Below are 24,876 nucleotides of genomic sequence, written 5' to 3' on the forward strand. Positions count from 1 at the left end.
GCATGACAGAATCAAAGGAAATCATTCGTGTTGAAAAACTCAATAAATACTTTGGAGAGCTCCATGTTTTAAAAGATATCGATCTCATCGTTTATGAAAATGATGTGGTCGTCTTAATTGGCGCAAGCGGTTCTGGAAAAAGCACCTTGCTCCGCTGTATGAACTTTTTAGAAATAAAAAATGACGGAGATATCATCATCGATGGCAGCCCTGTTCATCCAAAGCGCGACCAATTAAACGAAATGAGACAAAAAATAGGAATGGTGTTTCAGCATTTTAATCTTTTTCCGCACAAAACTGTTCTTGAAAATATCATTGAAGCACCTATTATGGTGAAAAGAACAAAGAAAGCGCAAGCCATCGCCGAAGCCATCGCCTTTTTAGAAAAAGTCGGACTTGCAGATAAAGCCAACGTATATCCTTCTAAACTATCAGGCGGCCAAAAACAGCGTGTAGCCATCGCCAGATCTCTCGCTATGAAGCCTGATGTCATGTTATTTGACGAACCTACGTCTGCCCTTGATCCAGAGCTTGTAGGCGAGGTGCTGCAAACGATGAAAAGCCTCGCAAAAGAAGGCATGACCATGGTCATTGTCACACATGAAATGGGCTTTGCGAAAGAAGTTGCTGATCGTGTCGTCTACATGCACGAGGGCCGCATCGTCGAAGAAGGCGTCCCTTCGGAATTGTTTGATTCTCCTAGGGAGGAACGTACAAAACTGTTTCTCAGCTCCATTTTATAGGTCAAACGCCCTTCATTTTTAGTGCTTAACTGACGTTTTTGCTCATTTTTTACGAACTTTTCATCCATTTATATTGAACTTAACCAAAAAACCATGTCAGATAAACTTACATGTATATGTTATATATGACTTTTCTCTCTATAATGAAGAATTAAGAAAACAATAATTCTGAATGATTCGGGGGAATGCAGCATGCAAATGGGTGATACAGTATTTATGTTCTTCTGCGCACTACTCGTGTGGTTAATGACACCGGGTTTAGCTTTATTCTACGGAGGACTCGTGAGAAGTAAAAACGTGTTAAGCACAACCATGCACAGCTTAACGTCACTAGCGATCGTTTCAATCGTATGGATCGTATTCGGTTATTCCTTAGCTTTTGCACCAGGCAATGCATGGATCGGAGGATTAGACTGGGTTGGCCTGAAAGGCGTAGGCTTTGAGCCCGGTTCCTATAGCGAGACCATTCCACATTCATTGTTCATGATGTTCCAAATGACCTTTGCCGTCTTAACAACGGCCATCATCTCAGGTGCCTTCGCTGAACGGATTCGCTACTCAGCAGTCGTTGTATTTACACTCCTTTGGGTCACATTTGTATACGCTCCAGTCGCACACTGGGTATGGGGCGGCGGTTGGATTGGCGAGATGGGTGCGCTTGACTTCGCAGGCGGAAACGTGGTTCACATCTCATCCGGTGTTGCGGGTCTTGTCGTGGCGATTGTGCTCGGGAAGCGTAAAGACGCAGCAAGCTCTTCTCCGCATAACTTGATCTACACTCTTCTCGGCGGAGCTGTCATCTGGTTTGGCTGGTTTGGTTTTAACGTGGGTAGTGCTCTTACATTAGACAGCGTGGCCATGTTTGCCTTTATTAACACCAATACAGCCGCTGCTGCAGGAATCATCGGCTGGCTATTAGTAGAGTGGATGATCAACAAAAAACCAACCATGCTCGGCGCGATCTCTGGAGCCATCGCAGGTCTTGTCGCCATTACACCTGCCGCAGGCTTTGTTACACCGTTTGCTTCTATTATAATAGGATTCATTGGCGGGATCGTCTGTTTCTGGGGCGTCTTTTCACTCAAAGCCAAATTTGGCTATGATGACGCACTAGACGCATTCGGCCTTCACGGAATTGGCGGTACTTGGGGAGGAATTGCAACAGGACTTTTCGCCACAACCTCTGTCAATGACGGTGGAGCGAATGGCTTATTTTACGGAGATCCCAGCTTACTTTGGAAGCAAGTGGTCGCGATTGTTGCCACGTACGCTTTTGTTGCCGTTGTGACATACGTGATCATCAAGTTGGTCAATGTCTTCTTCAAAATTCGTGCAACCGAAGAAGAAGAATCCGTGGGTCTTGATTTAACCATGCACGGTGAAAAAGCTTATCAAGATTAAGAAAAAGGGGTGTCTCTATGAGCAAAATGTATAAAGTGGAGATTGTCACACGTCCAGCTAATTTTGAAACATTAAAGGTGGAGCTTGGAAAGATTGGTGTCACCTCGATTACCTTTTCAAATGTACACGGCTGCGGCTTACAAAAGGGACATACAGAGCTATACCGCGGCGTCAAAAGAGAAAGCAACGTGTACGAACGATTAAAGATCGAAATCGTCCTAAGCAAAGTACCTGTCGAACAGGTCGTTGAAACAGCTCAAAAGGTACTTCGTACAGGCGAACCAGGGGATGGGAAAATTTTTATATATGAGATAGCGAATACAATCAACATTCGGACAGGTGAAGAAGGACCTGCCGCCCTATAGTTCATCCTCCGCCGAGTGGCGGAGGATCTTTTTAAGCAGAAAAAAACCTCTGCATATTTTTATATACACAGAGGACCTTGTAAGACATTAAGATTGTTTAGTTTCTTCTGACTGACTGCTGTCTTTAGAGGAATCAGAAGACTTTTCTTGATCAGAGGATTTCCCCTTCTCATCAGACTTTTCTTCTGATTTTTCTCCAGCTGGCTCTTTGGCTTTATCTTCAGCAGCAGGTTCCTTCGTTTTTTCCTCAGTCTTTGGCTGAGCAGGTTCTTTTGCTTGTTCCGTCACTTCTTGCGCTGCTTTTTCAATCGTAGAAACAGGCTTGTCAATGAAGCTAAGCGGATTAAGCGCTAAACCTTCCATACGAATTTCAAAATGCACATGGTTGCCGCTTTCAGCGCCATATAGGTTTTTACCAGAAGCACCAATGACATCATTCTGCTTCACTTCATCGCCTTCTTTGACACTCACTTGTGACAACGATTGATAGACAGTTGATAATCCATCTTCATGTTCAATTTCAACGACATGACCAAGAACTGGATCTTTTTTCGCTTGAACCACTGTTCCACTAAGAGCAGCTGTGACATCAAACACTTTGCCATCTTTATCTGCAAGATCAATACCTTTGCTCAAGGTATAGGTGTTATTATAGTTTACAAGTGCTGCTTCTTTTTCTTTTTGGTCAGCATCTGCTTCATAGAACTTTTTCACGACAGAAACATTATCAGAATTCTGGACCGGCATTGCGACATTTTCAATTGGCTTTCCAACTTCAACAGCATCATCGCGCTGTTCTTGTCCTGTTTGATTTCCATCAGATAGTTGGTCTTTCACATCTTTTGATACAGCTTGATACCAAAGAACGGCTGTTAACACGACCGCTGCGCTGACCAAGTAAATAGCAGGGAATACCCAGCGCTTACGGAAAAATTGCTGAACTTTTGTGATTTTGGAAGTACGTTTCTTTTCTTCCTCTCTCATTTTTCATCACCTCAGCAACATTCTGAACACTTTTCAAAAAATATATACACACGAAATCATTTTTCTTTTTATTTTGCGCAATCGCATCAATAATATGTATGATAAATGAAAAAAAGATGGGGGACTTAATTGTGAAAACTTTCAACCGCATAGCAACAGAAGATGACCTCAAAGCGATTGTTGATATCTACAATTCAACCATTGCTTCAAGAGAAGTGACCGCTGATACAGAACCAGTTTCTGTTGAGGACCGCCGGCAATGGTTTTTGAATCATTCCGAAAAAAGACCTCTCTATGTGAAAACAGATGAGGATGGAATTATCTACGGCTGGCTGAGCTTTGAAACATTTTACGGTAGACCTGCATACAACGGGACCGTTGAAATGAGTATCTATTTGAACCAAGACTATCGAGGAAAAGGCTTAGGCTCACTTTTCTTACAAGAAGCCATTGATTTAGCACCTTCATTAGGCATTCGAACGTTACTTGCCTTTATTTTCGGGCACAACGAAGCCAGCATTCGACTATTTAAAAAGCACGGCTTTGAGACATGGGGCCACCTGCCACGCATCGCAGAAATGGACGGTAGCAGATACGATTTAGATATCCTAGGAAAAGAATTATAAAACGAGCGTCTCTCTGACAAAGAGACGCTTTTTTATGACGCATGTAACAGCTGTTCAAACTGTTTCGCATTTTGAAGAGATTTTCTTTGCAGAATGATACCATGTTCATCAATGAGAATTGCTTGTGGGACAACCATTACCCCATACAGCTCCATAATTTGTGAAGAACGCGTATACACAGCCTGGGCCGGAAGCAATTCAAGGATCGGCGTGTCATCCGCCTGCTCATCTCCATTAATAATAATGAATTGAGTATCATCGCCAGCGATTTGCTGCTGCAGATCTGCCAAAATACTTTTGCACGTCATACAAGTAGAATTCACAAATAACAGCATCACAGCACTCCCGTTTTGAAAATATTCCTTCAAAATGATCTTCTCCCCTAAATGGGAATAGCTTCGAAATAACAATGCAGGATCCCCCACATCTGCTTCCTTTAATTCAATTCCATCAAGGGTTTTAATTTTATTCATAAATTTTCCAATAAAACGAGCAAGCAAAAATATCACAGCCAGCTGAGCAATGACAATGAATAACACAATAATCAATAGAATATCTGTCATTTCACATCGTCTCCTTCTATAAATAATTCAAATTGATTGATCCATTTTCTTTTAAACATTAAGACTTCTTGACCCACCGCTATTATGAAAGAGACAGCCACGGCAATGAGAAAACAAATAATGTTATATTGCCATGGAATGGTTTCTACATAGGGATGCACATAAAACAACCCGATCACAAGAGACAGCATCGACACATTGCGAATCACAATTCCCCAGTAAAGGCGTTCATTATCAAGTAGTCCACCACAGCCGCAAGAAATATCACGATGTCCTCTCAATAAATTGAAGGTCACCGCTCCAGTATAAATACATAAAAGTGCTGTAAGACCAATCGCAGGTACAAGAGTCATGTGCCATATGAACAAATAACCAGTACAAACCAATTCAGCAGTTAAAAACAAATAAAACATGGGTGCCGTGAAAGAAGGAGGCAGCAGCCGATAAGCATCCATCTGCTGCATATGTGCAGTCTGTTTTTTCACTTTATCAAACCATGCACCCGCAAAAATGATCCCTAGTAAATAGACACCTATATAATAAAAGACACTCACCTTACGCCATCTCCTTTTGTTGAAATAATTGAGATTGTGCCTCGTAAAGCCTTTTGTACTCTCCGTTCAACACCATCAGTTCATTATGGTTCCCCTCTTCAACGAAAGCACCATCTTTCATTACGATTATACGGTCTGCTAAACGGGCCGCTCCCATTCGATGTGTGATAAACAAGACACCCTGATCCTGCGTGTGATCGAATAGCTTTCGAATGAGTGAAATTTCCGAGAGTGGATCAAGAGCAGAAGTCGGTTCATCTAAAATGATAAAATCACTCTCTCTAAAGAAGGTTCTAGCCATCGCGAGCTTTTGCCATTGTCCGCCAGACAGTTCATGTCCTTCTTCAAAAAACCGTCCAAGCTGTGCATCATACATTTCTTCCATTTGATGAATTCTTTTCTCTATGCCTGCTTGCCGTGCAGCTGAGATCATCCGCTCTTTCTCGTCCATATGATCAATACGGCCAAACCCGATGTTTTCTTTCACAGTGAACTCGTACTTCATAAAATCTTGAAAAAGAACAGCCATTCTCGCATGGTATGACTTTTTATGAATGGTAGAAATAGACTCACCGTTGACTTTTTGCATATTCGGCTGATCTGGATCATATAAACCGGTCAAACATTTGATCAAGGTGGTTTTACCTGATCCGTTATCCCCCACCAATGCAATACGTTCACCTTTATTGATATGAAAATGTATATGCTCAATGGCAGGTGTTTTCATATTCGGATAAGTAAATGAGAGATTTTCAAGTGTAATGGACTGAATAGACTCGATCTTCCGAAGCGATGCCCCCTCTTCTACCTGCTCATGAATTTCTTCTTCTCTCTTTTGAAAAGCTCTCATTTCATCAATATAAAGACTTGTTTCATATAAACTAGAACATTCTCTTGTTAAGTCCTGAAAACCACTTTGGATGTTTTGCACCGCTTGCAGCACAGCGACAAATGTCCCGGCAGCTAATTTTTTTTGAAAAATAAGAAAGACAATAAAAAGACCGCAGCATACATAGGAAAATGTCATAAGCAATCCGCCCGCCATCTCCCAGCGAACTTGCCGATTAAGCAGTTTATATTTTTCATCTGCACTTTTTACATAATGACCTTTCCATTTCTGAAGAAGATAATCCCCGATTCCATATAAACGGATCTCCTTCAATGAATCTCGTTGCGCGACAAGATCGGACACATACATTTCTCTGCGGTCATTGGCAGTTAACATGCGGTTTAATTGATAACGCGCTCCTCCAAAGAAAAGCTCAATCCACAAGACAGGCAGGGTAAACACGATCAGAATGACCGCCAAGCCCCAATGGATACCGATCATATAGATAAGAAGTGATACAACAGTAATCAATGCGCTCATGATTGTAAAGATACTTCTAACCATACTCAGAACATGCTGATGACTGTTCATCACACGTTGACTTTCATTGTAAAAAGACGGGTGTTCAAATGTAATAAACGGCAGCCTGATCGCCTTTTGAAGCAATTCACCCTTCAAATGCAGACCAATCAAATTTGTCGCTTTCTGCTGGCTAAGCTGAAGAACGAATTGAAGCCCATATCCTAAAACCACGATGACCATTTGCAGTCCAAATAACCACAAAACCTTTTGAATGTCTCCTGAAGACGTCATGAATAAAATAATTTCATTAATCAAAGTTTGAATAATCCAGACACTAGCCAAAGGCATAAAACCAACGATTACTTGGATCAATAAGGTAAGAAGAAGATAAGATCGACTTCTTTTCCAAGTATAGGAGATTGCATATAGACAATGGTTCACTGTACTCATCAAACGCTCCACCTTACACCATTTAGTATAATTGACATATTTTTGATATTTGTATTATGATAGCTTTGCGCGTAACTTCACTCTGAGAGGACGATATACGATGAATTCAATCTTACTTTTACAGCTCACTCTTATTCTTTGCAGCCTATTATTAACGATCGGAGTCATCATCTATTTAAAACAACAAATGGAACTGATCATTTTACCGATACAGCATGTTGGACAAAAACTAGTGCATCCGCTGCTTGATAAACCATCACCTATTCCAGTGAATGATTTACTGCAAACCAACAGTAAGCATCAGCTGCTTATTTTCACTGATACATCATGTCCGCATTGCATTCCATCACTTGAACAATTCCTAGAAACGAAAAAGCAGCGTAAATTAGACATTTCATTTAGTATTTTGCTAAAGAATGGGCAAAAAGAGGATCAAGAATTATATCGTGATAATAAAACCAACATGCGAATTATTCCAGTGGACGAACAAATGATAGACACATTCCAAATTGAAGAATTTCCGTATTACATCATGGTAGAAGAAGATGAAATCATCTCATATGCAGCACCTTTTCCGGATGGTCTTTATTCAAGGATATCTGCAAAATAAAGATAAATGAGGCATGTGAAGAATATCAAACACATGCCTCATTTTTTTATTGTGGATCTGAGTGAACATCTAGATCTTTTTCCACTGCAGCAGCTTCACTTGCTTCATCTGATGCCTGTTCCTCGGCTTGTTCAAACTCACTCCGTGCCTCATTTGAAATGTCTACTTGGTCACCATGCTGATTCACAGTAACAGACGAAGAAGACGTCTCTTTTTGAGCCTCTTTCTCTAGTTCCTTTAATTTAGAAACATGAAGTTCCAAATCTTTACCTTGCTGAACTAAAGTAAGTTGTTGAAATAATGCCTTTCTCTCTTCGGGAGAATGGTCACCTTGAACAATTTGAGCCGCTTGGGTTAAAAAAGAATTTGATGATTGACCCGCTTGACGCCTATTTGACGTCTGCATAGCATTTGTTAAGAATGAAATTGAAGATATGCTCATGCGTTCACATCCTATTAAATAAGATCCTTAGATTTAGCAGCCACATCTAACGCGTTCTTGACTAGTACAAATCTCACCTGTGTCACGATCCACGTAGTAACGGAAAGTTCCAACACCTTGAAGGAAACAAGTCGGTGCTGATTTACATGAAGTGACTAATTTTTGCAAAATACATCTTGCAGCTGCAGGTTGAACATTGGTCATTTTGTTTAAGAAACGATCTAACATATGAATTCCACCTTCCAATTTTTATGGTAATACAACACAATAATAACCAATTAAAAGACAACTAACAACATATTTTGATAAATTTACTAATTATTTTTTACTATCAATCTTGTTTATGACATAATTTGTCGATAATTTTAATAGTAAATGTTACTTTTTTCTTATTTGGAAATAATTTATTTATCCATAAATAGTGAAGTGAAGATAAAAACATTTTCATTAATCAACATTCACTCTTCCTAAAGCACTACTTACTCAAGTATGATAAAGAGTGAATACATAAAGGAGTGAACACCAATGCAACAAACTGAGAAAATCATTCAATCTCTTCATTCAATCGTAAAGTGGGGAAAGGTTGGTAGTATCTTTCTCTATATTTCAGGCGGTCTGGCTATTCTTATTGGTTTTTGGCTTGTTCTTCCTGCAGCCCTTGGCGTCTTCCTCATTATGATGGGAATCCATGTACAAAAATCTGTAAAAGCAGCTGAACAATTGATTCAGGCTCCTGATACTTCTTACGAAGAATTATTAGAACAATACGCTAAGATGATGAAAATGCAGACACTGTTTGCCATTTCAAGTATTGCCGCAGTTATTCTTTCATTCATTGCCATTGTTTTGATGCTTATACTAGGCGGGTTAGCCTTCCTCCAAGAAATTCCTTATGATGTCCAGCAGTATGAAGGTGATTACGAACAAGAACTCGGTGACTTTTATTAATGGGGTGGGGTATCAATGGTCGTTCGATACCCCTTTTGTTTTTATCATTTGGCTTGGATTATCCCCCTATGCTTGACATTCAGTCTTGTTCATTTTAAAATACAAATCGTAACTATTACGAATTAAAGGAGGATCCTATTACTTATGCGCGTGAAAATTACGTTAGCCTGTACTGAAACAGGTGACAGAAACTACATCACAACAAAAAATAAAAGAACGAATCCCGACCGATTGGAGTTAAAAAAATATTCTCCTCGATTAAAGAAATATACCCTTCATAGAGAAACAAAATAAATTTTTTAGACTATAAATCGTAATGATTACTTTTTAAGTGAGGCGGAAAACAAAATGATCGTTTTCAAAAGGACAAAAACAAATGAATAAGCGTATACCTGTTACAGTATTAAGCGGCTTTTTAGGAGCAGGAAAAACAACGATATTAAATCATGTTCTTCAAAATCGTAAAGGATTAAAAGTGGCTGTGATCGTCAATGACATGAGCGAAATTAATATTGATGCAGAACTAGTCAAACAAGGCGGTGAGCTTTCTCGATCAGATGAGAAACTAGTTGAATTATCTAACGGTTGTATTTGCTGCACTTTGAGAGAAGACTTGTTAATTGAAGTAGAACGCCTTTGTAAGACAGGTAATATCGATTATATTGTCATTGAATCAACTGGAATTAGTGAACCAATTCCCGTCGCTCAAACGTTTTCTTATATTGATGAAGAAATGGGCATAGATTTGACCCGCTTTTGCCGTCTAGATACGATGGTCACAGTAGTAGATGCAAATCGCTTCTGGACTGATTTCCAGTCAGGAGAGAGTTTATTAGATCGTAAAGAAGCGGTTTCCGATGACGACGAACGAGAAATTTCAGATTTACTCATTGATCAAATTGAATTTTGTGACGTGCTCATTATCAATAAATGTGATCTAGTATCATCCTCAGAGTTAGATCGACTTGAGCATGTGCTGAACAAACTACAACCAGAAGCATCTATCATCAGAACCTCACAAGGTAAAGTACAGCCAGATGACATATTGAATACTGGTTTATTTGACTTTGAAAAATCAAGTGCTTCTGCTGGATGGATCAAAGAGATTAACGCAGGACATGCTCAGCATACGCCGGAAACAGAAGAATACCAAATTTCATCCTTTGTTTACGAAAGAAGACTCCCTTTTCATACAGGCAGGCTGAATAATTGGTTAGATCAAATGCCTGAGCAGATCGTTCGTGCGAAAGGTTTTACTTGGCTTGCCACACATCATGATTTAACCATTTTAATTTCACAAGCTGGGAAATCTGTTGCGATTGAACCAATTGCATACTGGATTGCTGCTTTGCCTGAGCAAGAAAAAACACGGATATTAAATCAGGAACCAGAGCTTCTAGATGAGTGGGACGCAGAGTTTGGTGATCGTCATACAAAACTTGTGTTTATCGGTGTGGATTTGCCTAAAGCAGAAATTATTCGCACTCTTGATCAATGCTTGCTCACACCTGAGGAATTTGATCAAGATTGGACTACATTTGAGGACCCCTTTCAATGGAAAATACAAAATTAGGCTAGGAGGGTTTTAATTGGCAAAGAAATCTAAGATTGCTAAAGAAAAAAAACGACAGCAGCTTGTATTGAAATATGCAGAATTAAGGAAAGAGTTAAAAGAAAAAGGTGACTATGAAGCTTTACGGAAATTACCTAGAGACTCTTCCCCTACCCGCTTAAAAAACCGTTGTGAATTAACCGGTCGTCCAAGAGGTTACTTAAGGAAATTCAAAATGTCTAGGATTGCTTTTCGTGAGCTTGCCTATAAGGGTCATATCCCCGGGGTGGAAAAATCGAGCTGGTAAAGAATGATTTGATCTTATCACAGCACTCGGAAAAGTAAAGCGGCACAAAACGATGAAAAATCTATTTTCAAGTCTTATCTCATGCTTTTTGAAGTTCAAAATAGGCATTTAAAAACCAGCAGAATCTCTGCTGGTTTTTTATAATGAATGAGTTCATAAGATAAAATAACCTGTTCTCAAAAAAGGATTTTCAACAATGATTACGCCATTTTTCCTTCTTTTCAAAAATACCTGATCATGATACTTTGTTGTCATTATCCACCGATGTATGACATTTCAACCTTTTTCTGATCTTTTTTCTGCTCTCTCTCAGCTGAATATTGATCAAGTCTATTCGACCATAGTTCCTTTAACAAGTTTGCTAACTCTTCATTATCTGTTGTCGTACGAATCATCCGTTTCAGATCAAAACCCGATGATGCAAACAGACATGTAAACAATTCCCCTCGTGCAGATAGCCTTGCTCTGTTACATGTTCCACAAAAAGCATCTGAAACAGAAGAAATAATGCCTATCTCACCTGAACCATCTTTGTAAAAAAATCGGTTGGCAACTTCACCTGTATATTGAGGAGGTTCTGGTTTGATAGGATATGTTGAATCAATTAATTCAATTATTTCATTCTTTGTCATGACATGTTCTAGATTCCATTTATTCGTATTACCGACATCCATAAACTCGATAAACCTGAGAACGTGTCCTTCTTTTTTAAAGTAAGCCGCCATTGGTAAGACATCCTGATCATTCACACCTTTTTGAACAACCATATTAATCTTGATAGCAAGTCCAGCCTTTTTTGCCGCCTCAATGCCATCAAACACTTTTTGGATAGAAATGTGCCTTCCGTTCATTTGCTTAAAACGATCGGGATTTAATGAATCTAAACTAATGGTGACTCTATTAAGACCAGCTCTCTTTAACTGATCAGCATATAAAGGTAAAAGCGTTCCATTGGTTGTCATCGCAATGTCTTCAATCCCTGGAATTTTTGCGAGCTTTTCTATTAAGACAGGCAGATCCTTCCGCATTAAAGGTTCCCCGCCCGTGATGCGTATTTTTACCACACCTAGATTCTTTATAAAAAGGGTAGCAAGTCGTTCAATTTCTTCGAAACTAAGCAATTCTTCTTTTTTCAAGAAAGGATAATCTGGTCCAAAAATTTCAGCAGGCATACAGTACGTACATCTAAAGTTACAGCGATCAGTTACTGATATTCTTAAATCGCGCAATGGTCGATGTCTTTTATCTAAAATACTGTCCATACTTTGCCTCCTATTCTGTAATACGCTGAGGATGAGTGTAAATATTAAAGGATTTCCCTCTGACGAATCCAACTGTCGTAATATTTAATTCTTCTGCCATTTGAAGCGCTAGCTCAGTAGGTGCTGATTTTGAAATGACGATAGAGACTCCTAGTTTTGCTGCCTTCAATAGAACTTCTGACGATATCCGGCCGCTAAACACAAGAATTTTATCTCTAAGTGGGATTTGCTGGAGTAAACAATATCCATAAATTTTATCTAAAGCATTATGTCTTCCTATATCAGTTCTAGTGATGAATAGCTTCTCTGTGTCACACAGTCCAGCATTATGCACTCCGCCAGTATGTTGAAATAATTGACTTTCTTCTTGCAAACATTTCATGAGATGCATACAGGTTTCAGCAGAAATACTAATTCGATCAATGGCTGTTTTTGCCGTCTTCACATCTTGAAGAAAATAAAAGTGTCTTCCTTTCCCGCAGCATGAACCAATCACTCGTTTTGTAAAATCTGATGAATCAAATCCACTTGAGTGAACTAAATCAACATAGGCAAAACCCAGACTTTCATCTATTGTAAACCTTTTAATCTCATTTTCAAATCGAATGACCCCTTCTGAAGCCAAAAAACCGATAACCAATTCTTTCAGGTGCTCTGGTGAACAAACAAGTGTCACAAATTCTTCTCCATTCACCATCACAGTTAAAGGAAATTCTTCTACAATTTCATCAGATTTGCATGTAAACTGGCCTTCACGGTATTGGTGTATGACTCGTTTCTTTTTAACAGAAGGATTCATTGTATGATCTTCCTTTCAATGCAAATTTAGTTATATGATCCAATCAAATTGTGATATTATTTTAAAAAGTCATGAAAATGTAACATATTTCTATCTTATCAAACTTCTTGATTGCTTTATATGGGGGGAACAAAATGAACAAATCGAAAAATCGCTGGCTCATTGCAACAAGTGCTGTAGGAATTCATTTATCTATTGGGTCTGTTTATGCTTGGAGTGTTTTTACGAATCCTTTACATGAAGCCTTTCAGTGGTCATTAACAGAAATCAGTCTCACCTTCAGTATTGCTATTTTATTTTTAGGTTTATCTGCTGCTTTCATGGGTCATTTCGTTGAAAGGTATGGTCCAAAGGCATCGGGGCTCTTCTCAGCTATTTTCTTCGGCATCGGAATGACTGGATCAGGATTCGCTGTCCACATGTCCTCACTGCCCCTTCTCTATTTATTTTATGGTGTACTTGCTGGAATAGGTTTAGGTGTAGGCTATATTGCACCTGTATCAACTCTAGTCAAATGGTTTCCGGATCGAAGAGGGCTTGCAACCGGCTTAGCCATTATGGGGTTTGGATTTGCTTCTCTTATTTGCAGCCCAATTATTCAATTTCTCATTGAAAAAGTGAATATCGCAAATACTTTTTATATTCTTGGAATCTCCTATTTTATCATCATGGTGATCTCATCTCTTTATTTATCACCACCAACACCTGATGACGTCAAGCAATTTGACGCATTCAAAACAAAGCAAGGAAAAATTCCTCAAGATTTATCACAGCTTACTGCAAATGAAGCGATCAAGACAAGACGTTTTTATTATTTGTGGCTTATGCTTTTTATTAATATCACATGCGGAATTGCTATTATTTCAGTAGCGTCACCTCTTGCTCAAGAAAGTGTTGGGTTCACTGCAGGTGCTGCAGCTACTCTTGTGGGCATTTTAGGTGCTTTTAATGGGTTAGGACGAATTGGCTGGGCATCGTTCTCAGATTATATAGGAAGACCGAATACGTACACGATTTTTTTCAGTATCCAGCTCATTGCTTTTCCTTTACTCCCCTATTTAAAAGAACCGCTCATCTTTTCAATCGTCATGGCGATCATTTATACGTGCTATGGAGGAGGATTTGCTTCAATTCCAGCTTATATTGGGGATTTGTTTGGTACAAAGCAACTTGGTGCCATACACGGTTATATTCTGACGGCTTGGGCCGCTGCGGGTTTAGCAGGACCCCTATTTTCATCCTTCATCCGAGATATAACAGGTAATTACACACAGAGTCTTATGGTGTTCTCTGGCTTATTTTTCATCGCTTTTATCATATCACTTCTTATTCGGAAGGATATTCAGCAGCTGAGAGAAACAAGCCCACCTGCTGCTTCCTCTGTCTCAGCCCGACCTTAATTTGAATTTGACAGAATCACAATCTAAAGGTAATTTTTAGATATGAAAACGCTTTACAAAGTAATAGGAGGGTGATGATCTCATGGGGAAAACTAAACATAAGGGGCCTGTTAAACTCAATAAAAAACCCTCACCAAAGCTATGGGCCTCTTTTGCACCAATGGGGCTTGGCAAAGTGAAACCGAAACACATTCGAGATACGATGAAAGTGGCATGGGAGAACAAAGATAACCTTCCCTACGCGTACCGTATTTTAACGCAGGGCGTTTGTGACGGCTGTGCCCTTGGCGTCTCAGGACTGTATGATCAAACGCTCACAGGACCCCATATATGCACTACAAGACTAAATGTACTTCGTCTTAACACAATGCCAGCTATTGATCCAAAATGGTTTGAAGATATTCATCAGCTAAAGCAAATGGACAGCACCTCTCTTCGCAAGCTTGGGCGAATTCCTTATCCATTGCTCCGAAAAAAAGGTGACAATGCCTTTACACGTATTTCTTGGGATAATGCACTAGATCAAATCGCAGCTAAAATTCAATCAATTGATAAACGGCAGCTTGCTTTCTATTTAACCGCCAGAGGAATTACAAATGAAGTTTATTATACCGCTGCAAAGGCAGCTCGATTTATAGGGACGAATCATATTGATAATGCTTCTCGCATTTGCCATTCACCAAGTAAAACCGCTCTTAAACGGTCCCTTGGCATCGGCGCTTCCAGCTGTAATTACAGTGATTGGATTGGAACGGATGTATTAATTTTTTGGGGATCTGTCGCAGCAAACAATCAGCCTGTTTCCACTAAATATATGTACGCTGCTAAAAAGAAAGGGACAAAAATTATCGTCATCAATCCATATAAAGAGCCTGCCATGGAAAAGTACTGGGTTCCTTCTATTCCAGAGAGTGCTTTATTCGGGACAAAAATTGCGGATGATTTTTACCAAGTCAATATAGGCGGAGATATTGCGTTTATGAACGGCGTCATCAAGCATTGGTTTGACATGGAGCAGCATGCTCCCCATTCAGCTCTTGATCACGAATTTATTCAAAACCATACAACAGGCATACAGGATTTAAAACAGCATGTCGCACAGTTGAAGTGGGAGGACCTAGAAGCATCATCAGGTTTATCAAAAGAAAGAATGAAGGATTTTGCAACACTGCTTGCCAATGCTAATTCAGGTGTTTTTATTTGGAGTATGGGCCTTACTCAGCACCGCTTTGCAACTGATAATATATCACAGGTAGCCAACCTTGCCATGCTGCGAGGATTCATTGGCAGAAAACATTGTGGTGTCATGCCAATTCGGGGGCATAGCGGTGTCCAAGGTTCCGGTGAAATGGGCGCTGATCCATTCGTTTTGCCGGGTAGTGATTTTGATGAAGAGAATATTGAAAGAATCGAACAAATATGGGGATTTGACATTCCTAAATGGCATGGTGACACCATTGGGCAATCCTTTGAGAAGATGGCTCTCCCAAAAGATCATCCACAAAAACTCAAAATGCTGTTTACAAGTGGTGGAAACTTTTTAGAAACGATGCCAAATCCAGAAGCGATTGAAAAAGCATTATCTGAACTTGAACTCCGTGTCCACCAAGATATCATTTTGAATACCTCTACGCTGGTAGACGCTGAAGAGGCGGTAATTGTGCTGCCTGCTATGACAAGATATGAACAACCAGGCGGCGGCACATCAACCAGTACAGAACGCATGGTATATTTCAGTCCAGAAATTGAAGGACCTCGTATTGAAGAAGCCAGAGCAGAATGGGACATTTATGTTGATCTTGCGAAAAGGGTCCGGCCAGAAGATGCCGAGCTGATTCATTTTGAAACAGCTGAAGACATTCGTCGTGAGATAGCGATCGCCAATCGAAACTATGATGGCATCCAGCATTTACGTCATAAGGGAGACGTTTTTCAATGGGGAGGCGCATGGCTTTGTGAAGATGGCGTATGTCCAACGCCAGACGGAAAGGGACATCTGCTTCCTGCTCAGCTGCCTCAATATCGAAAAACCGAAGGACATTTCAATATTACGACAAGAAGAGGAAAGCAATTCAACTCCATGATTTACAGTGAAAAGGATGCCTTTAATGGTGGAAAACGTCATTCTATCCTAATGAATGAAGAAGATGCAAAGGAGCTTTACGTCCAAGAAGGTGATCCAGTTGTTCTCTTTAATCAATATGGATCCTATCAAGGAGTGGCTCAATTTGGAGAGTTGAGACGTGGCAATATCGCAGTTTATTGGCCGGAAGGGAACGTTTTAATTCCTAAAGGTGTGTATGAGAGCTACTCACAGATTCCCGAGTATAATACGGCTGCCATATTAGAAAAAGCCGAAACCTTCCATGCAAGAAAGGATCAGCATTACGTGGAGAAACGAATTGATGAATTAGAAACGACTTTGAATTAATCGTCAACTTAAAAACAGCTGGGGTTGTTTCCCCAGCTGCCATTCACTCTCTACCGACCAAAAGCGCTCGCTTCTTGTTGAAGAATGCGGTTCAATTCTTCGGCATTTGCAGCCGGTTGATAATGTCCTCCACCCGCTTTTGCAACAGATTTTAAACTTTTTGCTTCTTTTTCATTTACGTCGAAGCCAATGATATTGACGATTGTATCTATTCCGTCTTCATGTAATTCCTTTGCTGCTTGTGAAGGGCTTCCACCACAAGTTTCTTCACCATCACTGACAACATAAACAATATTTTTCCCTTCAGCCTGGTGATCTTCAAAATCTTGTTTCGTATCAGTTAATGCTTTTGCAAGTGGTGTCCAGCCGGTTGGCTTATACACATTTAGTGCTTGCTGAAATGTTGATGGCTCATATGATCCAAATCCGTAAACGGCTTCAGAACTTGAACAAGAAACGGCTTTCCCTGCATTTTTATTGGTTCCTTCATGACCAAACACACGAAGTAGAACTTGTGTATCTTCTGATAAAATGCCCGCAAAGCTTTGAATAGACCGTTTGGCGATATCGATTTTCTTTTCACCTTCAACTGATTGTGCCATGCTACCGCTTAAATCGAGTAATATCACCACATGAGCAGGCGGCTCTTGTTTTGTTACAGCATGAGCTGGTGAAGAAAGAAGCAGGACAAGACTAGCCAAAATGGTTAATATGATATTTCTTTTCATCAATAAAAACCTCCATTTTTTACTTTTGTACAGAAAAAGAGAAACGAAAGCATGAATCAATCGTTTCCCTTTTGTTCAGCAAGTTATTCGTGTAGTTTTAATGATTCTGCTGATAAGATAGAACCCATTTCTTTACCAGTGCTTGCTTGGTAGTAATGGCCTTTACCAGCTTTGGCTACTTGCTTTAATTGACCTTCATAGCCATCGTTAAAGTCTAATCCGATCACATTTACAACAGTTGATCCTTTTGAGTTATGCAATTCTTTTGCTACTTTTACTGGATCTCCGCCACAAGTTTCTTCACCATCAGTGATTAAGTACACAATATGCTTTGTTCCTTCAGTAAGCTGCTCATCCGCTTGCTTTGCATTTTCAAGTGCACGTGCAATTGGTGTCCAGCCATTTGGTCCAAGTCCGTTTAAAGAATTTTCAAAGCTGTCTTTTTCATAAGGCTGTACGCCGTAAACGCCTCTAATGACTTCACATGATTGAGCTTTACCTGAATTTTTGTTGTTTCCTTCAGAACCAAACAAGCTCATACGAATTTTAGCGTCTTTTGGAAGTGACTGGGCAAATTTAAATACCTCTTGTTTGGCGAGATCAAATTTGCGCTCTCCCTCAACTTTTCTTGCCATGCTTCCACTTGCATCAAGCAAGATTGTGACTCTTACATCTTTATTATGTTTTTTGACTGTAGATGCTTCTGCAAATACTGGTGAAGAGATTGACATAGATAATGTCAATACAGCTAAGGTTACGAGTGAGAATACTTTTTTCAACATAATTTTCCTTCCTCCTTATGTATTTAATTGAAACATCTTAATCGTAAAATATTCTGTCTTGGAATGGTATAGGACTCGGTCCCTTTTTCTCTTTCATCAAAATCACTAAAATTCTGTCAGATGTCTAGATATTTTCACCTAACAGACCCTTTATCCTCTCGATTTCTCCTCCTTTTGAGGGGCTTTGTATCGGCCATCAGTTCTTATCGGGACATAAATGTTTAAGTTTTCCTTCGGTGCGTCTTAAGTCGCAATTTGTCACATTCTGTTCAAACCTCTTTGACCACACAAAAAAAATGCCCCATTTCTGAGGCACCTTTGCTTTATTTTTTAGCCATATACGTGTTGAGAAAACGATCGGCTGATTCGATTTGAATTCCTTTATAATAATGTTTCACGATGGCATCTACTTTTTTGCCAGCCTGCGCCATATAATGCGCACCATATTGACTCATGCCTACACCATGACCATATCCTTTTGTTGTAATGACAATCTGCTGGCCCTGGCGTTCCCATGTGAAGTCCGCTGAATGAAGGCCTAGTGATTCTCGAATGTCTCGGCCTGACAGTGTTTTACCGTTGATCACAACTTTCGCTACTTGGTTTCCTGGTGTCCGTTCTACTATCTGTCCGACCTGAGCCTGCTGAGTGAGCGTCACACCTAATTTTTGCTGAAATTCACTTACCGAGATGGTTTTCTTGTTTTGAAATTTTGGCGATTTTTCGTCCCATTTACTTGAGACACTTTTCAAATAAGGAATTTCGTTTTTCCAATAGGCTTCGGCATTTTCCGTTTTTCCGTTACTTGTTGAAAAGAATGAAGCATCAATTGGTTTCTCGTCATAAGTCAGCACTTTTCCTTGTGTGCTGGCAACAGCTTCCGTGACTTTTTTTAATTTCCAATTGTACGCTTTCCCCCAAATTTTCTTGAGTTCCTGTTTGTTTTTGTACACCTGGAACATTTGGGTATCATCTACAAGCGAGCCCTTAGGTGATTTGACGGTCTTATCACTGATCATTTGTCTGACGATATACGTTCTTGCTGCGAGCGCCTGTGCCTTGAGTGCTTCCATTTCAAAATCAGCTGGCATTTCAGATGCTACGACACCGATCACATACTCTTCTAAGGGGATGTTTTCTACCTGCTGATGAGCAGAGCGATAGACGGGGATAGCGACGGGTGATTGCTTCAATTTGACTGAACCCTTCACTTCTTTTTTAACTGATGGTTCCGCTGCTACGTGCTGGCTGGCCGCCGGCTTCCCTTGGAATGTCGGCAACACAAGTAATGTTGGAATCATTAAAATGATGATACATATTCCTGCGATTGTCCATATCATTGGTTTCATATTTGGCTGCCCCCATTTGTCATTGAATCTCTTTTATCCTATGGGCAGGGACAAGCTAATATGACAGCTTCTTTCATTTAGTGGACAAGTCTTTTATGGAGGTATGAGGCTGTTCTTCAAATGGATTTTACTGTTCGTCTGTATGAATAAAATTTAAGATGGTTGGATACACTAATGATAAGCTTCGTGAAATGAGGCATTCTATGAATCTAAAAAAAATCAGCATGCCCAATGGACACACTGATTTCTTTATGATTAAGCGTTCAGATCTGATACAACTTGTTCTTGTGTCACATCTGCTGATTCATCGTTTACTCTTTCAATATCTGCACCGATTGCTGCAAGCTTTTGGTGGAAGTTCACATAACCACGGTCAATATGCTTCAACTCTGTGACACGTGTATGACCTTCTGCCACTAATCCAGCAAGTACAAGTGCTGCTCCTGCTCTTAAATCAGTCGCTGCCACTTCAGCACCTTGAAGTTGAACCGGCCCATTGATAATGACAGAGCGACCCTCAATTTTAATATCGCCATTCATGCGGCGGAATTCTTCAGCATGCATAAAGCGGTTTTCAAACACTGTTTCTGTAATCATGCTTGTTCCGTTCGCACGAAGCAATAGCGCCATCATCTGAGATTGCATATCCGTTGGGAACCCAGGATGCGGCATTGTTTTTAGATCGATTGGCTTGAGCTCAGATGGTCCAATGACTCTTAAACCTTCTTCTTCTTCAATGATCTGAATACCCATTTCTTCCATTTTGGCAACAAGTGATGTCATGTGCTCTGGCACTGCGCCTTTTACAAGAACATTTCCTTCTGTAATGGCTGCTGCCACCATGAAAGTACCTGCTTCAATTCTGTCAGGGATGATGTTGTGTTTTGCACCGTGAAGTGTTTCCACACCTTCGATTTTGATTGTACCAGTACCAGCACCGCGAACCTTACCGCCCATGGCATTGATGTAGTTTGCTAAATCAACAATTTCAGGTTCTTTTGCTACGTTTTCTAAAATTGTTGTTCCTTCCGCTAATGCTGCTGCCATGATGATGTTTTCAGTTGCCCCTACACTTGGGAAATCCAAATAGATTTTTGCACCTTTTAAACGGCCTTTTACTTCAGCCTCGATGAAACCATTACCTACTTGAATTTTAGCTCCCATTGCTTCAAAGCCTTTTAAATGCTGATCAATTGGTCTTGAACCAATTGCACAGCCTCCAGGTAATGCAACTCTTGCATGACCTGTTCTTGCTAAAAGTGGTCCCATGACAAGCACGGATGCTCGCATTTTACGGACATACTCAAACGGAGCCTCAGTTTCTAGTGCATGAGATGCATCAACTGATACTTCGTTATTTTCAAAATGTACTTCTGCTCCTAAATGACGTAACACTTCATTGATTGTATATACATCGGAGAGCGTAGGTACATCACAAATTACGCTTTTTTCTGTACTTGCTAACAAAGATGCAGCGATAACTGGTAAAACGGCATTTTTTGCGCCTTCTACTTTAACTGTGCCGTTTAACTTTTGACCGCCGCGGACGATGATTTTTTCCAAGGTCTTCCCCTCCGCGTCCCAAATTCTCTATATTAATATTCAGTCGTTACGATTGGTGTGCCAACCGTAATCGTATGATTTTCGTTCATTTCCGAACTTCTGATGGCAATTTGAACATTCATTTTATCATTTGAAGTCATAATGAACTGTTCCCACTTATCTGTGTAAGCGGAAAGCGACACAAAATTAGACTCAACGAGATACTCAACTGGTTTTGCTTGAAATTCATCTGCTAACGTTTCAGCTTTTTTTTGCAAAACAACATCCATCATACCATTTACATGACCATCGAGACAAGTAAAAATTACAATTTTCTCTTGTAATATGCTTTTTGCATGACGTACGAACTGATCATATGTATGCTCCCAGGTATTCAGTGGGCGAGCACCTTTTTGCTCATATAATAAATACGACTTTTGATTTGATTTTGTGTCGGTCTTTACGAGTAAAATTTTCGATTCTGTATCATTTTTTTCATCTTTGTAAATTCCTGTGACTTTGGTGACATGTTGTTCTTTTTTTTCGGTCCACTCATACTGTCGTAGTTCGTCTTTCAAACGTTTCACTTTTTTTGAAAATTGTTCGGATGAAATATCTACATTTGTTTTGGCATGAAGGGTCCATCCATCGACTTCGATTTGCTGGTTTTTCAAACCTTCTGCTATTTGTGCGAGCGGAGAAGATTCTTCCGCACGAACACCTTGAATCATCAGAACAAAAAAAAGAATAAACGCAAATAATGGCCAACCTTTCAAATACTTTCTCACCTGTCATTCCCCCTTGCTACAAGTGTTGCCGCAAGGAGGTCAATGCATACGTGGAAAAGTCAACAAAAGGCGAGCCTTTTGACCCTTCTTTTTACGTTCCCGCAGAAGGCCGTGACCAAACCTTTTATGTTAGAACATATAAGGAATTTGTCTGGAGAAATTTAAGTAATCAAGGAAAAAATTGCTGACCGCAGATGCGATGGCAATGGTAATGAGCATCATCAGCAGCCTTGCTTGAACGATTTTCCCTTTTTTAATGAGTGGATCAATATTTACAGCAAGCAGTGCCCACCATGTAACCGCGATAAAAAATAGGTGAATCACAATGCCCACGATTGCTTGTTGTCCTACGTCTTCCATACAATTGAATCCTCCTTTTATTTATTTCTGTAAAGGAAAACTCCCTTTCATTATATCCTCGAAAATCGGAAAGATGAATCATTTGGAAAAAAGAGCTACATTTAGTGTGAATCCCCTCTTATCCTGATGCCAAGGAGATGATATACTGCGTGTGGAAGGAGCTGAACACATTGAAAGATTCTTTTCCTGACTTTGTTGATTTGTACGGAGAATTGGTTCCCTCATTTGATCATGAATGGGAGGCCATTGCTTTCTACTTTGATTATAGACAGACACAGCTAGAAGAATTAGTACAATTGTGTCATTTTCATAACATTTCTTTGGATTACTCTGAGGAAAGCCTGTATCAGTTAGAATCACTATACTTTGATGCATTGACCAAGCAGCTTTTCGCTGAGTGGAAAATGCCAATAGATGCATTAGAAGCGATGATGAGTGTGTATTTAGGAGAGGTTGTCATCCGTCATCATTCAGATGCTGACTGGGTAGTGCGGCCTTATATGGATTCTTCGCACCAATATACGCTTGGCTTACGCAGAAACAATAAAACATGGCATTGCAGTACGCAATTTTGCGAGCAGTTATATTTAGAAAAGCAAGCAACTCACCCTTATGTGTCGATGTATCAATCTCTCATGTCATCCTAAAAAAAATCCTTCTTATCACAGTGATAAGAAGGATTTTCTGTTTTATTTCCCTGCTACATTTAAACGGTTTAACGCCCGTTTTAATGCGAGTTCCGCCCGGCGTACATCACTTTCATTCGGGTGGTTCAAATGCTCTTCAGCACGCTGTTTCGCTGATTTAGCGCGATCAACATCAACTTTGTCTGATGTTTCAGCGGCCTGAGCAAGAATCGTTACTTGTTCAGGGCGGACTTCAACAAATCCGCCACTTACTGCAACCAATTCAGTTGATCCACTATGTTTTAAGCGAACTGCACCGATTTTTAGCGGAGCAACCATTGGAACGTGGCCAGCTAAAATACCAAGCTCACCGCTTTCTGCTCTTACACTGACCATTTCCACATCCGCTTGATACACTGGGCCGTCGGGAGTAACGATATTGACTTGAACGGTCTTCATGCTTTTACCCTCCTAAGGACCAGATTAGGCCTCTACACCCATCTCTTTGGCTTTTTCAACCACTTCTTCAATGCGTCCAACTAAACGGAATGCATCTTCTGGAAGGTGATCGTATTTACCAGATAAGATTTCCTTGAAGCCTTTAACAGTTTCTTTCAATGGCACATAAGAACCCTTTTGGCCAGTGAACTGCTCTGCTACGTGGAAGTTTTGAGATAGGAAGAATTGAACACGACGCGCTCTGTGTACCACAAGCTTATCGTCCTCAGATAATTCATCCATACCTAAAATGGCAATAATATCTTGCAGCTCTTTATAACGCTGCAATGTTTGCTGTACTTCACGTGCAATCGCATAATGCTCTTCGCCAACGATCTCAGGTGCAAGTGCACGAGATGTTGAAGCAAGAGGATCAACCGCTGGGTAAATACCCATTTCAGTCAGCTTACGCTCAAGGTTTGTCGTTGCATCAAGGTGAGCGAACGTAGTTGCTGGAGCTGGATCTGTATAGTCATCCGCAGGTACATAGATCGCTTGAATCGATGTAACCGATCCTACGTTTGTAGATGTGATACGCTCTTGCAGCTGACCCATTTCTGTTGCAAGTGTCGGCTGATAACCTACCGCTGAAGGCATACGTCCAAGAAGGGCTGAAACTTCAGAACCTGCTTGTGTAAAACGATAGATGTTATCGATGAAGAACAATACGTCTTGACCTTGTTCATCACGGAAATGCTCTGCCATTGTCAAACCAGTTAGGGCAACGCGCATACGTGCACCCGGCGGCTCGTTCATTTGGCCGAAGACCATGGCTGTTTTTTCGATAACGCCAGAATCTTTCATTTCGTAGTAAAGGTCGTTTCCTTCACGTGTACGCTCTCCAACACCAGCGAATACAGAAATACCGCCGTGTTCTTGTGCGATGTTGTTGATCAATTCTTGAATCAGAACGGTTTTACCTACACCGGCTCCACCGAATAGACCGATCTTTCCACCTTTGATGTAAGGAGCAAGCAGGTCAACAACTTTGATACCTGTTTCAAGAATTTCAACTTCTGTAGAAAGTTGATCAAAAGAAGGCGCTTGTCTGTGGATTGGGTCTCTTTGAGCTTCCACACCAAGTGGCTCATCTAAGTCAATGTTATCTCCCAGTACGTTGAATACACGTCCAAGTGTTACGTTACCAACTGGTACTGAAATTGGTTTTCCAAGGTCTACAGCTTCCATACCGCGTTTCACACCGTCTGTTGATGCCATCGCGATGGTTCTCACTGTATCATCACCTAAATGTAGTGCTACTTCTAAAGTTAAGTCGATATCAACTTCACTTTCGCTTTCCGCTTTATGCGAAACTTTGATCGCATTATAAATCTCAGGCAAGTGACCGTCTTCAAAACGAACGTCTACGACTGGTCCCATGATCTGACTGATGCGTCCTGTTTTCATTGCATTCC

At 40.3% G+C, this 24,876-nt stretch carries 27 protein-coding genes; 12 read left to right on the top strand and 15 right to left on the bottom strand.

Going from position 1 to position 24,876, the window contains the following annotated elements; translation table 11 throughout:
• The first annotated feature begins 2 nt into the window (after positions 1–2).
• The 3 genes from QR42_RS16560 (at position 3) to QR42_RS16570 (ending at position 2,509) form a co-directional block, all read left to right on the top strand.
• Positions 3–743, top strand: a complete 741-nt coding sequence (locus QR42_RS16560; protein WP_039182045.1) for an amino acid ABC transporter ATP-binding protein — start codon at positions 3–5, stop codon at positions 741–743.
• Positions 744–935: 192 nt separating this feature from the next.
• Positions 936–2,144 carry an ammonium transporter gene (locus QR42_RS16565; protein ID WP_039182048.1) on the top strand — a complete coding sequence of 403 codons (1,209 nt, stop codon included), beginning with the start codon at positions 936–938 and terminating at the stop codon, positions 2,142–2,144.
• Between the two features lie 17 nt (positions 2,145–2,161).
• A complete protein-coding gene (locus QR42_RS16570; protein ID WP_039182051.1) occupies positions 2,162–2,509 on the top strand; it encodes a P-II family nitrogen regulator in 348 nt (115 codons plus the stop codon).
• An 87-nt stretch (positions 2,510–2,596) separates the two neighbouring features.
• Here the strand turns inward: QR42_RS16570 and QR42_RS16575 are convergent, their stop codons facing one another.
• Positions 2,597–3,493: a stage II sporulation protein SpoIIQ gene (locus QR42_RS16575; protein ID WP_034281210.1), complete on the bottom strand. Its 897-nt coding sequence runs from the start codon at positions 3,491–3,493 to the stop codon at positions 2,597–2,599.
• Positions 3,494–3,609: 116 nt separating this feature from the next.
• On the opposite strand from QR42_RS16575, the gene QR42_RS16580 reads away from it, so the two are divergent.
• A complete protein-coding gene (locus QR42_RS16580; protein ID WP_039182054.1) occupies positions 3,610–4,119 on the top strand; it encodes a GNAT family N-acetyltransferase in 510 nt (169 codons plus the stop codon).
• Between the two features lie 32 nt (positions 4,120–4,151).
• Here the strand turns inward: QR42_RS16580 and QR42_RS16585 are convergent, their stop codons facing one another.
• Genes QR42_RS16585 through QR42_RS16595 form a run of 3 tightly spaced genes read right to left on the bottom strand, consistent with a single transcriptional unit; the run spans position 4,152 to position 7,037 of the window.
• On the bottom strand, positions 4,152–4,682 hold the full coding sequence (locus QR42_RS16585) for a TlpA family protein disulfide reductase (protein ID WP_039182058.1): 531 nt from the start codon (positions 4,680–4,682) through the stop codon (positions 4,152–4,154).
• Positions 4,679–5,236: a MauE/DoxX family redox-associated membrane protein gene (locus QR42_RS16590; protein ID WP_039182060.1), complete on the bottom strand. Its 558-nt coding sequence runs from the start codon at positions 5,234–5,236 to the stop codon at positions 4,679–4,681. The genes QR42_RS16585 and QR42_RS16590 overlap by 4 nt, the downstream gene beginning before the upstream one ends.
• 1 nt (position 5,237) lies before the next feature.
• The gene (locus tag QR42_RS16595; RefSeq protein WP_039182063.1) at positions 5,238–7,037 is read right to left on the bottom strand and encodes an ABC transporter ATP-binding protein; all 1,800 of its coding nucleotides are present in this window, start codon (positions 7,035–7,037) and stop codon (positions 5,238–5,240) included.
• Between the two features lie 100 nt (positions 7,038–7,137).
• Here QR42_RS16595 and QR42_RS16600 point away from each other — a divergent pair, with 100 nt between their 5' ends.
• A complete protein-coding gene (locus tag QR42_RS16600; protein ID WP_039182066.1) occupies positions 7,138–7,647 on the top strand; it encodes a thioredoxin domain-containing protein in 510 nt (169 codons plus the stop codon).
• 46 nt (positions 7,648–7,693) lie between these two features.
• Here QR42_RS16600 and QR42_RS16605 read toward each other — a convergent pair whose 3' ends face one another.
• Positions 7,694–8,089 carry a hypothetical protein gene (locus QR42_RS16605; RefSeq protein WP_039182070.1) on the bottom strand — a complete coding sequence of 132 codons (396 nt, stop codon included), beginning with the start codon at positions 8,087–8,089 and terminating at the stop codon, positions 7,694–7,696.
• 525 nt (positions 8,090–8,614) lie between these two features.
• Here QR42_RS16605 and QR42_RS16610 point away from each other — a divergent pair.
• The 4 genes from QR42_RS16610 to rpsN all read left to right on the top strand — a co-directional run bounded on the left by QR42_RS16610 (position 8,615) and on the right by rpsN (position 10,896).
• On the top strand, positions 8,615–9,037 hold the full coding sequence (locus tag QR42_RS16610; protein ID WP_039182073.1) for a DUF5362 family protein: 423 nt from the start codon (positions 8,615–8,617) through the stop codon (positions 9,035–9,037).
• A 144-nt stretch (positions 9,038–9,181) separates the two neighbouring features.
• A complete protein-coding gene (gene rpmG / locus QR42_RS16615) occupies positions 9,182–9,331 on the top strand; it encodes a 50S ribosomal protein L33 (protein ID WP_003214771.1) in 150 nt (49 codons plus the stop codon).
• 82 nt (positions 9,332–9,413) lie between these two features.
• Positions 9,414–10,610, top strand: coding sequence for a GTP-binding protein (locus tag QR42_RS16620; protein WP_039182076.1), 1,197 nt, complete (start codon positions 9,414–9,416; stop codon positions 10,608–10,610).
• Positions 10,611–10,626: 16 nt separating this feature from the next.
• Positions 10,627–10,896, top strand: coding sequence for a 30S ribosomal protein S14 (gene rpsN, locus QR42_RS16625; RefSeq protein ID WP_039182078.1), 270 nt, complete (start codon positions 10,627–10,629; stop codon positions 10,894–10,896).
• A 254-nt stretch (positions 10,897–11,150) separates the two neighbouring features.
• Here rpsN and moaA read toward each other — a convergent pair whose 3' ends face one another.
• Complete coding sequence (moaA, locus tag QR42_RS16630; protein WP_039182081.1) at positions 11,151–12,158, bottom strand: GTP 3',8-cyclase MoaA; 1,008 nt, start codon at positions 12,156–12,158, stop codon at positions 11,151–11,153.
• A gap of 10 nt (positions 12,159–12,168) precedes the next feature.
• Positions 12,169–12,957, bottom strand: a complete 789-nt coding sequence (gene fdhD, locus QR42_RS16635) for a formate dehydrogenase accessory sulfurtransferase FdhD (RefSeq protein ID WP_039182084.1) — start codon at positions 12,955–12,957, stop codon at positions 12,169–12,171.
• A gap of 134 nt (positions 12,958–13,091) precedes the next feature.
• On the opposite strand from fdhD, the gene QR42_RS16640 reads away from it, so the two are divergent.
• Positions 13,092–14,357: an L-lactate MFS transporter gene (locus QR42_RS16640; RefSeq protein WP_039182087.1), complete on the top strand. Its 1,266-nt coding sequence runs from the start codon at positions 13,092–13,094 to the stop codon at positions 14,355–14,357.
• A gap of 82 nt (positions 14,358–14,439) precedes the next feature.
• Positions 14,440–16,788, top strand: coding sequence for an FdhF/YdeP family oxidoreductase (locus QR42_RS16645; RefSeq protein WP_039182090.1), 2,349 nt, complete (start codon positions 14,440–14,442; stop codon positions 16,786–16,788).
• Positions 16,789–16,838: 50 nt separating this feature from the next.
• Here QR42_RS16645 and QR42_RS16650 read toward each other — a convergent pair whose 3' ends face one another.
• The 6 genes from QR42_RS16650 to QR42_RS16675 all read right to left on the bottom strand — a co-directional run bounded on the left by QR42_RS16650 (position 16,839) and on the right by QR42_RS16675 (position 22,337).
• Entirely contained in the window at positions 16,839–17,516 is a 678-nt protein-coding gene (locus QR42_RS16650; protein WP_039182093.1) for a VWA domain-containing protein, read from the bottom strand.
• 83 nt (positions 17,517–17,599) lie between these two features.
• Positions 17,600–18,298 (bottom strand): VWA domain-containing protein, encoded by a 699-nt coding sequence (locus QR42_RS16655; RefSeq protein ID WP_039182096.1) that lies wholly within the window; start codon positions 18,296–18,298, stop codon positions 17,600–17,602.
• Positions 18,299–18,621: 323 nt separating this feature from the next.
• Positions 18,622–19,647, bottom strand: coding sequence for a stage II sporulation protein D (gene spoIID / locus QR42_RS16660; protein ID WP_039182098.1), 1,026 nt, complete (start codon positions 19,645–19,647; stop codon positions 18,622–18,624).
• Positions 19,648–19,902: 255 nt separating this feature from the next.
• The gene (gene murA / locus QR42_RS16665) at positions 19,903–21,210 is read right to left on the bottom strand and encodes a UDP-N-acetylglucosamine 1-carboxyvinyltransferase (protein ID WP_024423722.1); all 1,308 of its coding nucleotides are present in this window, start codon (positions 21,208–21,210) and stop codon (positions 19,903–19,905) included.
• Positions 21,211–21,242: 32 nt separating this feature from the next.
• A complete protein-coding gene (locus tag QR42_RS16670; protein WP_039182101.1) occupies positions 21,243–21,977 on the bottom strand; it encodes a YwmB family TATA-box binding protein in 735 nt (244 codons plus the stop codon).
• Between the two features lie 129 nt (positions 21,978–22,106).
• Positions 22,107–22,337, bottom strand: a complete 231-nt coding sequence (locus QR42_RS16675) for a DUF1146 family protein (RefSeq protein WP_024423724.1) — start codon at positions 22,335–22,337, stop codon at positions 22,107–22,109.
• A 170-nt stretch (positions 22,338–22,507) separates the two neighbouring features.
• Between QR42_RS16675 and QR42_RS16680 the strand changes: the two genes are divergently transcribed.
• Positions 22,508–22,984, top strand: a complete 477-nt coding sequence (locus tag QR42_RS16680; protein WP_039183344.1) for a hypothetical protein — start codon at positions 22,508–22,510, stop codon at positions 22,982–22,984.
• A 42-nt stretch (positions 22,985–23,026) separates the two neighbouring features.
• Here QR42_RS16680 and QR42_RS16685 read toward each other — a convergent pair whose 3' ends face one another.
• Together QR42_RS16685 and atpD are read right to left on the bottom strand one after the other, a co-directional pair.
• On the bottom strand, positions 23,027–23,422 hold the full coding sequence (locus QR42_RS16685) for a F0F1 ATP synthase subunit epsilon (protein ID WP_003214592.1): 396 nt from the start codon (positions 23,420–23,422) through the stop codon (positions 23,027–23,029).
• A 24-nt stretch (positions 23,423–23,446) separates the two neighbouring features.
• The gene (atpD, locus tag QR42_RS16690; protein WP_008354929.1) at positions 23,447–24,868 is read right to left on the bottom strand and encodes a F0F1 ATP synthase subunit beta; all 1,422 of its coding nucleotides are present in this window, start codon (positions 24,866–24,868) and stop codon (positions 23,447–23,449) included.
• Positions 24,869–24,876: the final 8 nt, after the last annotated feature.

Origin of the sequence: Bacillus sp. WP8, from assembly GCF_000800825.1 — a bacterium.
GTDB lineage: Bacteria > Bacillota > Bacilli > Bacillales > Bacillaceae > Bacillus > Bacillus safensis.

Coding starts and splice junctions, on each gene's coding strand:
- QR42_RS16610 (WP_039182073.1), top strand. CDS start 8,615: ATGCAACAAACTGAGAAAATCATTCAATCTCTTCATTCAATCGTAAAG.
- QR42_RS16655 (WP_039182096.1), bottom strand. CDS start 18,298: ATGTTGAAAAAAGTATTCTCACTCGTAACCTTAGCTGTATTGACATTA.
- atpD (WP_008354929.1), bottom strand. CDS start 24,868: ATGAAAACAGGACGCATCAGTCAGATCATGGGACCAGTCGTAGACGTT.
- QR42_RS16585 (WP_039182058.1), bottom strand. CDS start 4,682: ATGACAGATATTCTATTGATTATTGTGTTATTCATTGTCATTGCTCAG.
- QR42_RS16570 (WP_039182051.1), top strand. CDS start 2,162: ATGAGCAAAATGTATAAAGTGGAGATTGTCACACGTCCAGCTAATTTT.
- rpmG (WP_003214771.1), top strand. CDS start 9,182: ATGCGCGTGAAAATTACGTTAGCCTGTACTGAAACAGGTGACAGAAAC.
- QR42_RS16575 (WP_034281210.1), bottom strand. CDS start 3,493: ATGAGAGAGGAAGAAAAGAAACGTACTTCCAAAATCACAAAAGTTCAG.
- fdhD (WP_039182084.1), bottom strand. CDS start 12,957: ATGAATCCTTCTGTTAAAAAGAAACGAGTCATACACCAATACCGTGAA.
- QR42_RS16560 (WP_039182045.1), top strand. CDS start 3: ATGACAGAATCAAAGGAAATCATTCGTGTTGAAAAACTCAATAAATAC.
- QR42_RS16645 (WP_039182090.1), top strand. CDS start 14,440: ATGGGGAAAACTAAACATAAGGGGCCTGTTAAACTCAATAAAAAACCC.
- moaA (WP_039182081.1), bottom strand. CDS start 12,158: ATGGACAGTATTTTAGATAAAAGACATCGACCATTGCGCGATTTAAGA.
- QR42_RS16675 (WP_024423724.1), bottom strand. CDS start 22,337: ATGGAAGACGTAGGACAACAAGCAATCGTGGGCATTGTGATTCACCTA.
- QR42_RS16620 (WP_039182076.1), top strand. CDS start 9,414: ATGAATAAGCGTATACCTGTTACAGTATTAAGCGGCTTTTTAGGAGCA.
- QR42_RS16600 (WP_039182066.1), top strand. CDS start 7,138: ATGAATTCAATCTTACTTTTACAGCTCACTCTTATTCTTTGCAGCCTA.
- QR42_RS16565 (WP_039182048.1), top strand. CDS start 936: ATGCAAATGGGTGATACAGTATTTATGTTCTTCTGCGCACTACTCGTG.
- QR42_RS16640 (WP_039182087.1), top strand. CDS start 13,092: ATGAACAAATCGAAAAATCGCTGGCTCATTGCAACAAGTGCTGTAGGA.
- QR42_RS16685 (WP_003214592.1), bottom strand. CDS start 23,422: ATGAAGACCGTTCAAGTCAATATCGTTACTCCCGACGGCCCAGTGTAT.
- QR42_RS16595 (WP_039182063.1), bottom strand. CDS start 7,037: ATGAGTACAGTGAACCATTGTCTATATGCAATCTCCTATACTTGGAAA.
- QR42_RS16650 (WP_039182093.1), bottom strand. CDS start 17,516: ATGAAAAGAAATATCATATTAACCATTTTGGCTAGTCTTGTCCTGCTT.
- spoIID (WP_039182098.1), bottom strand. CDS start 19,647: ATGAAACCAATGATATGGACAATCGCAGGAATATGTATCATCATTTTA.
- QR42_RS16580 (WP_039182054.1), top strand. CDS start 3,610: ATGGGGGACTTAATTGTGAAAACTTTCAACCGCATAGCAACAGAAGAT.
- QR42_RS16605 (WP_039182070.1), bottom strand. CDS start 8,089: ATGAGCATATCTTCAATTTCATTCTTAACAAATGCTATGCAGACGTCA.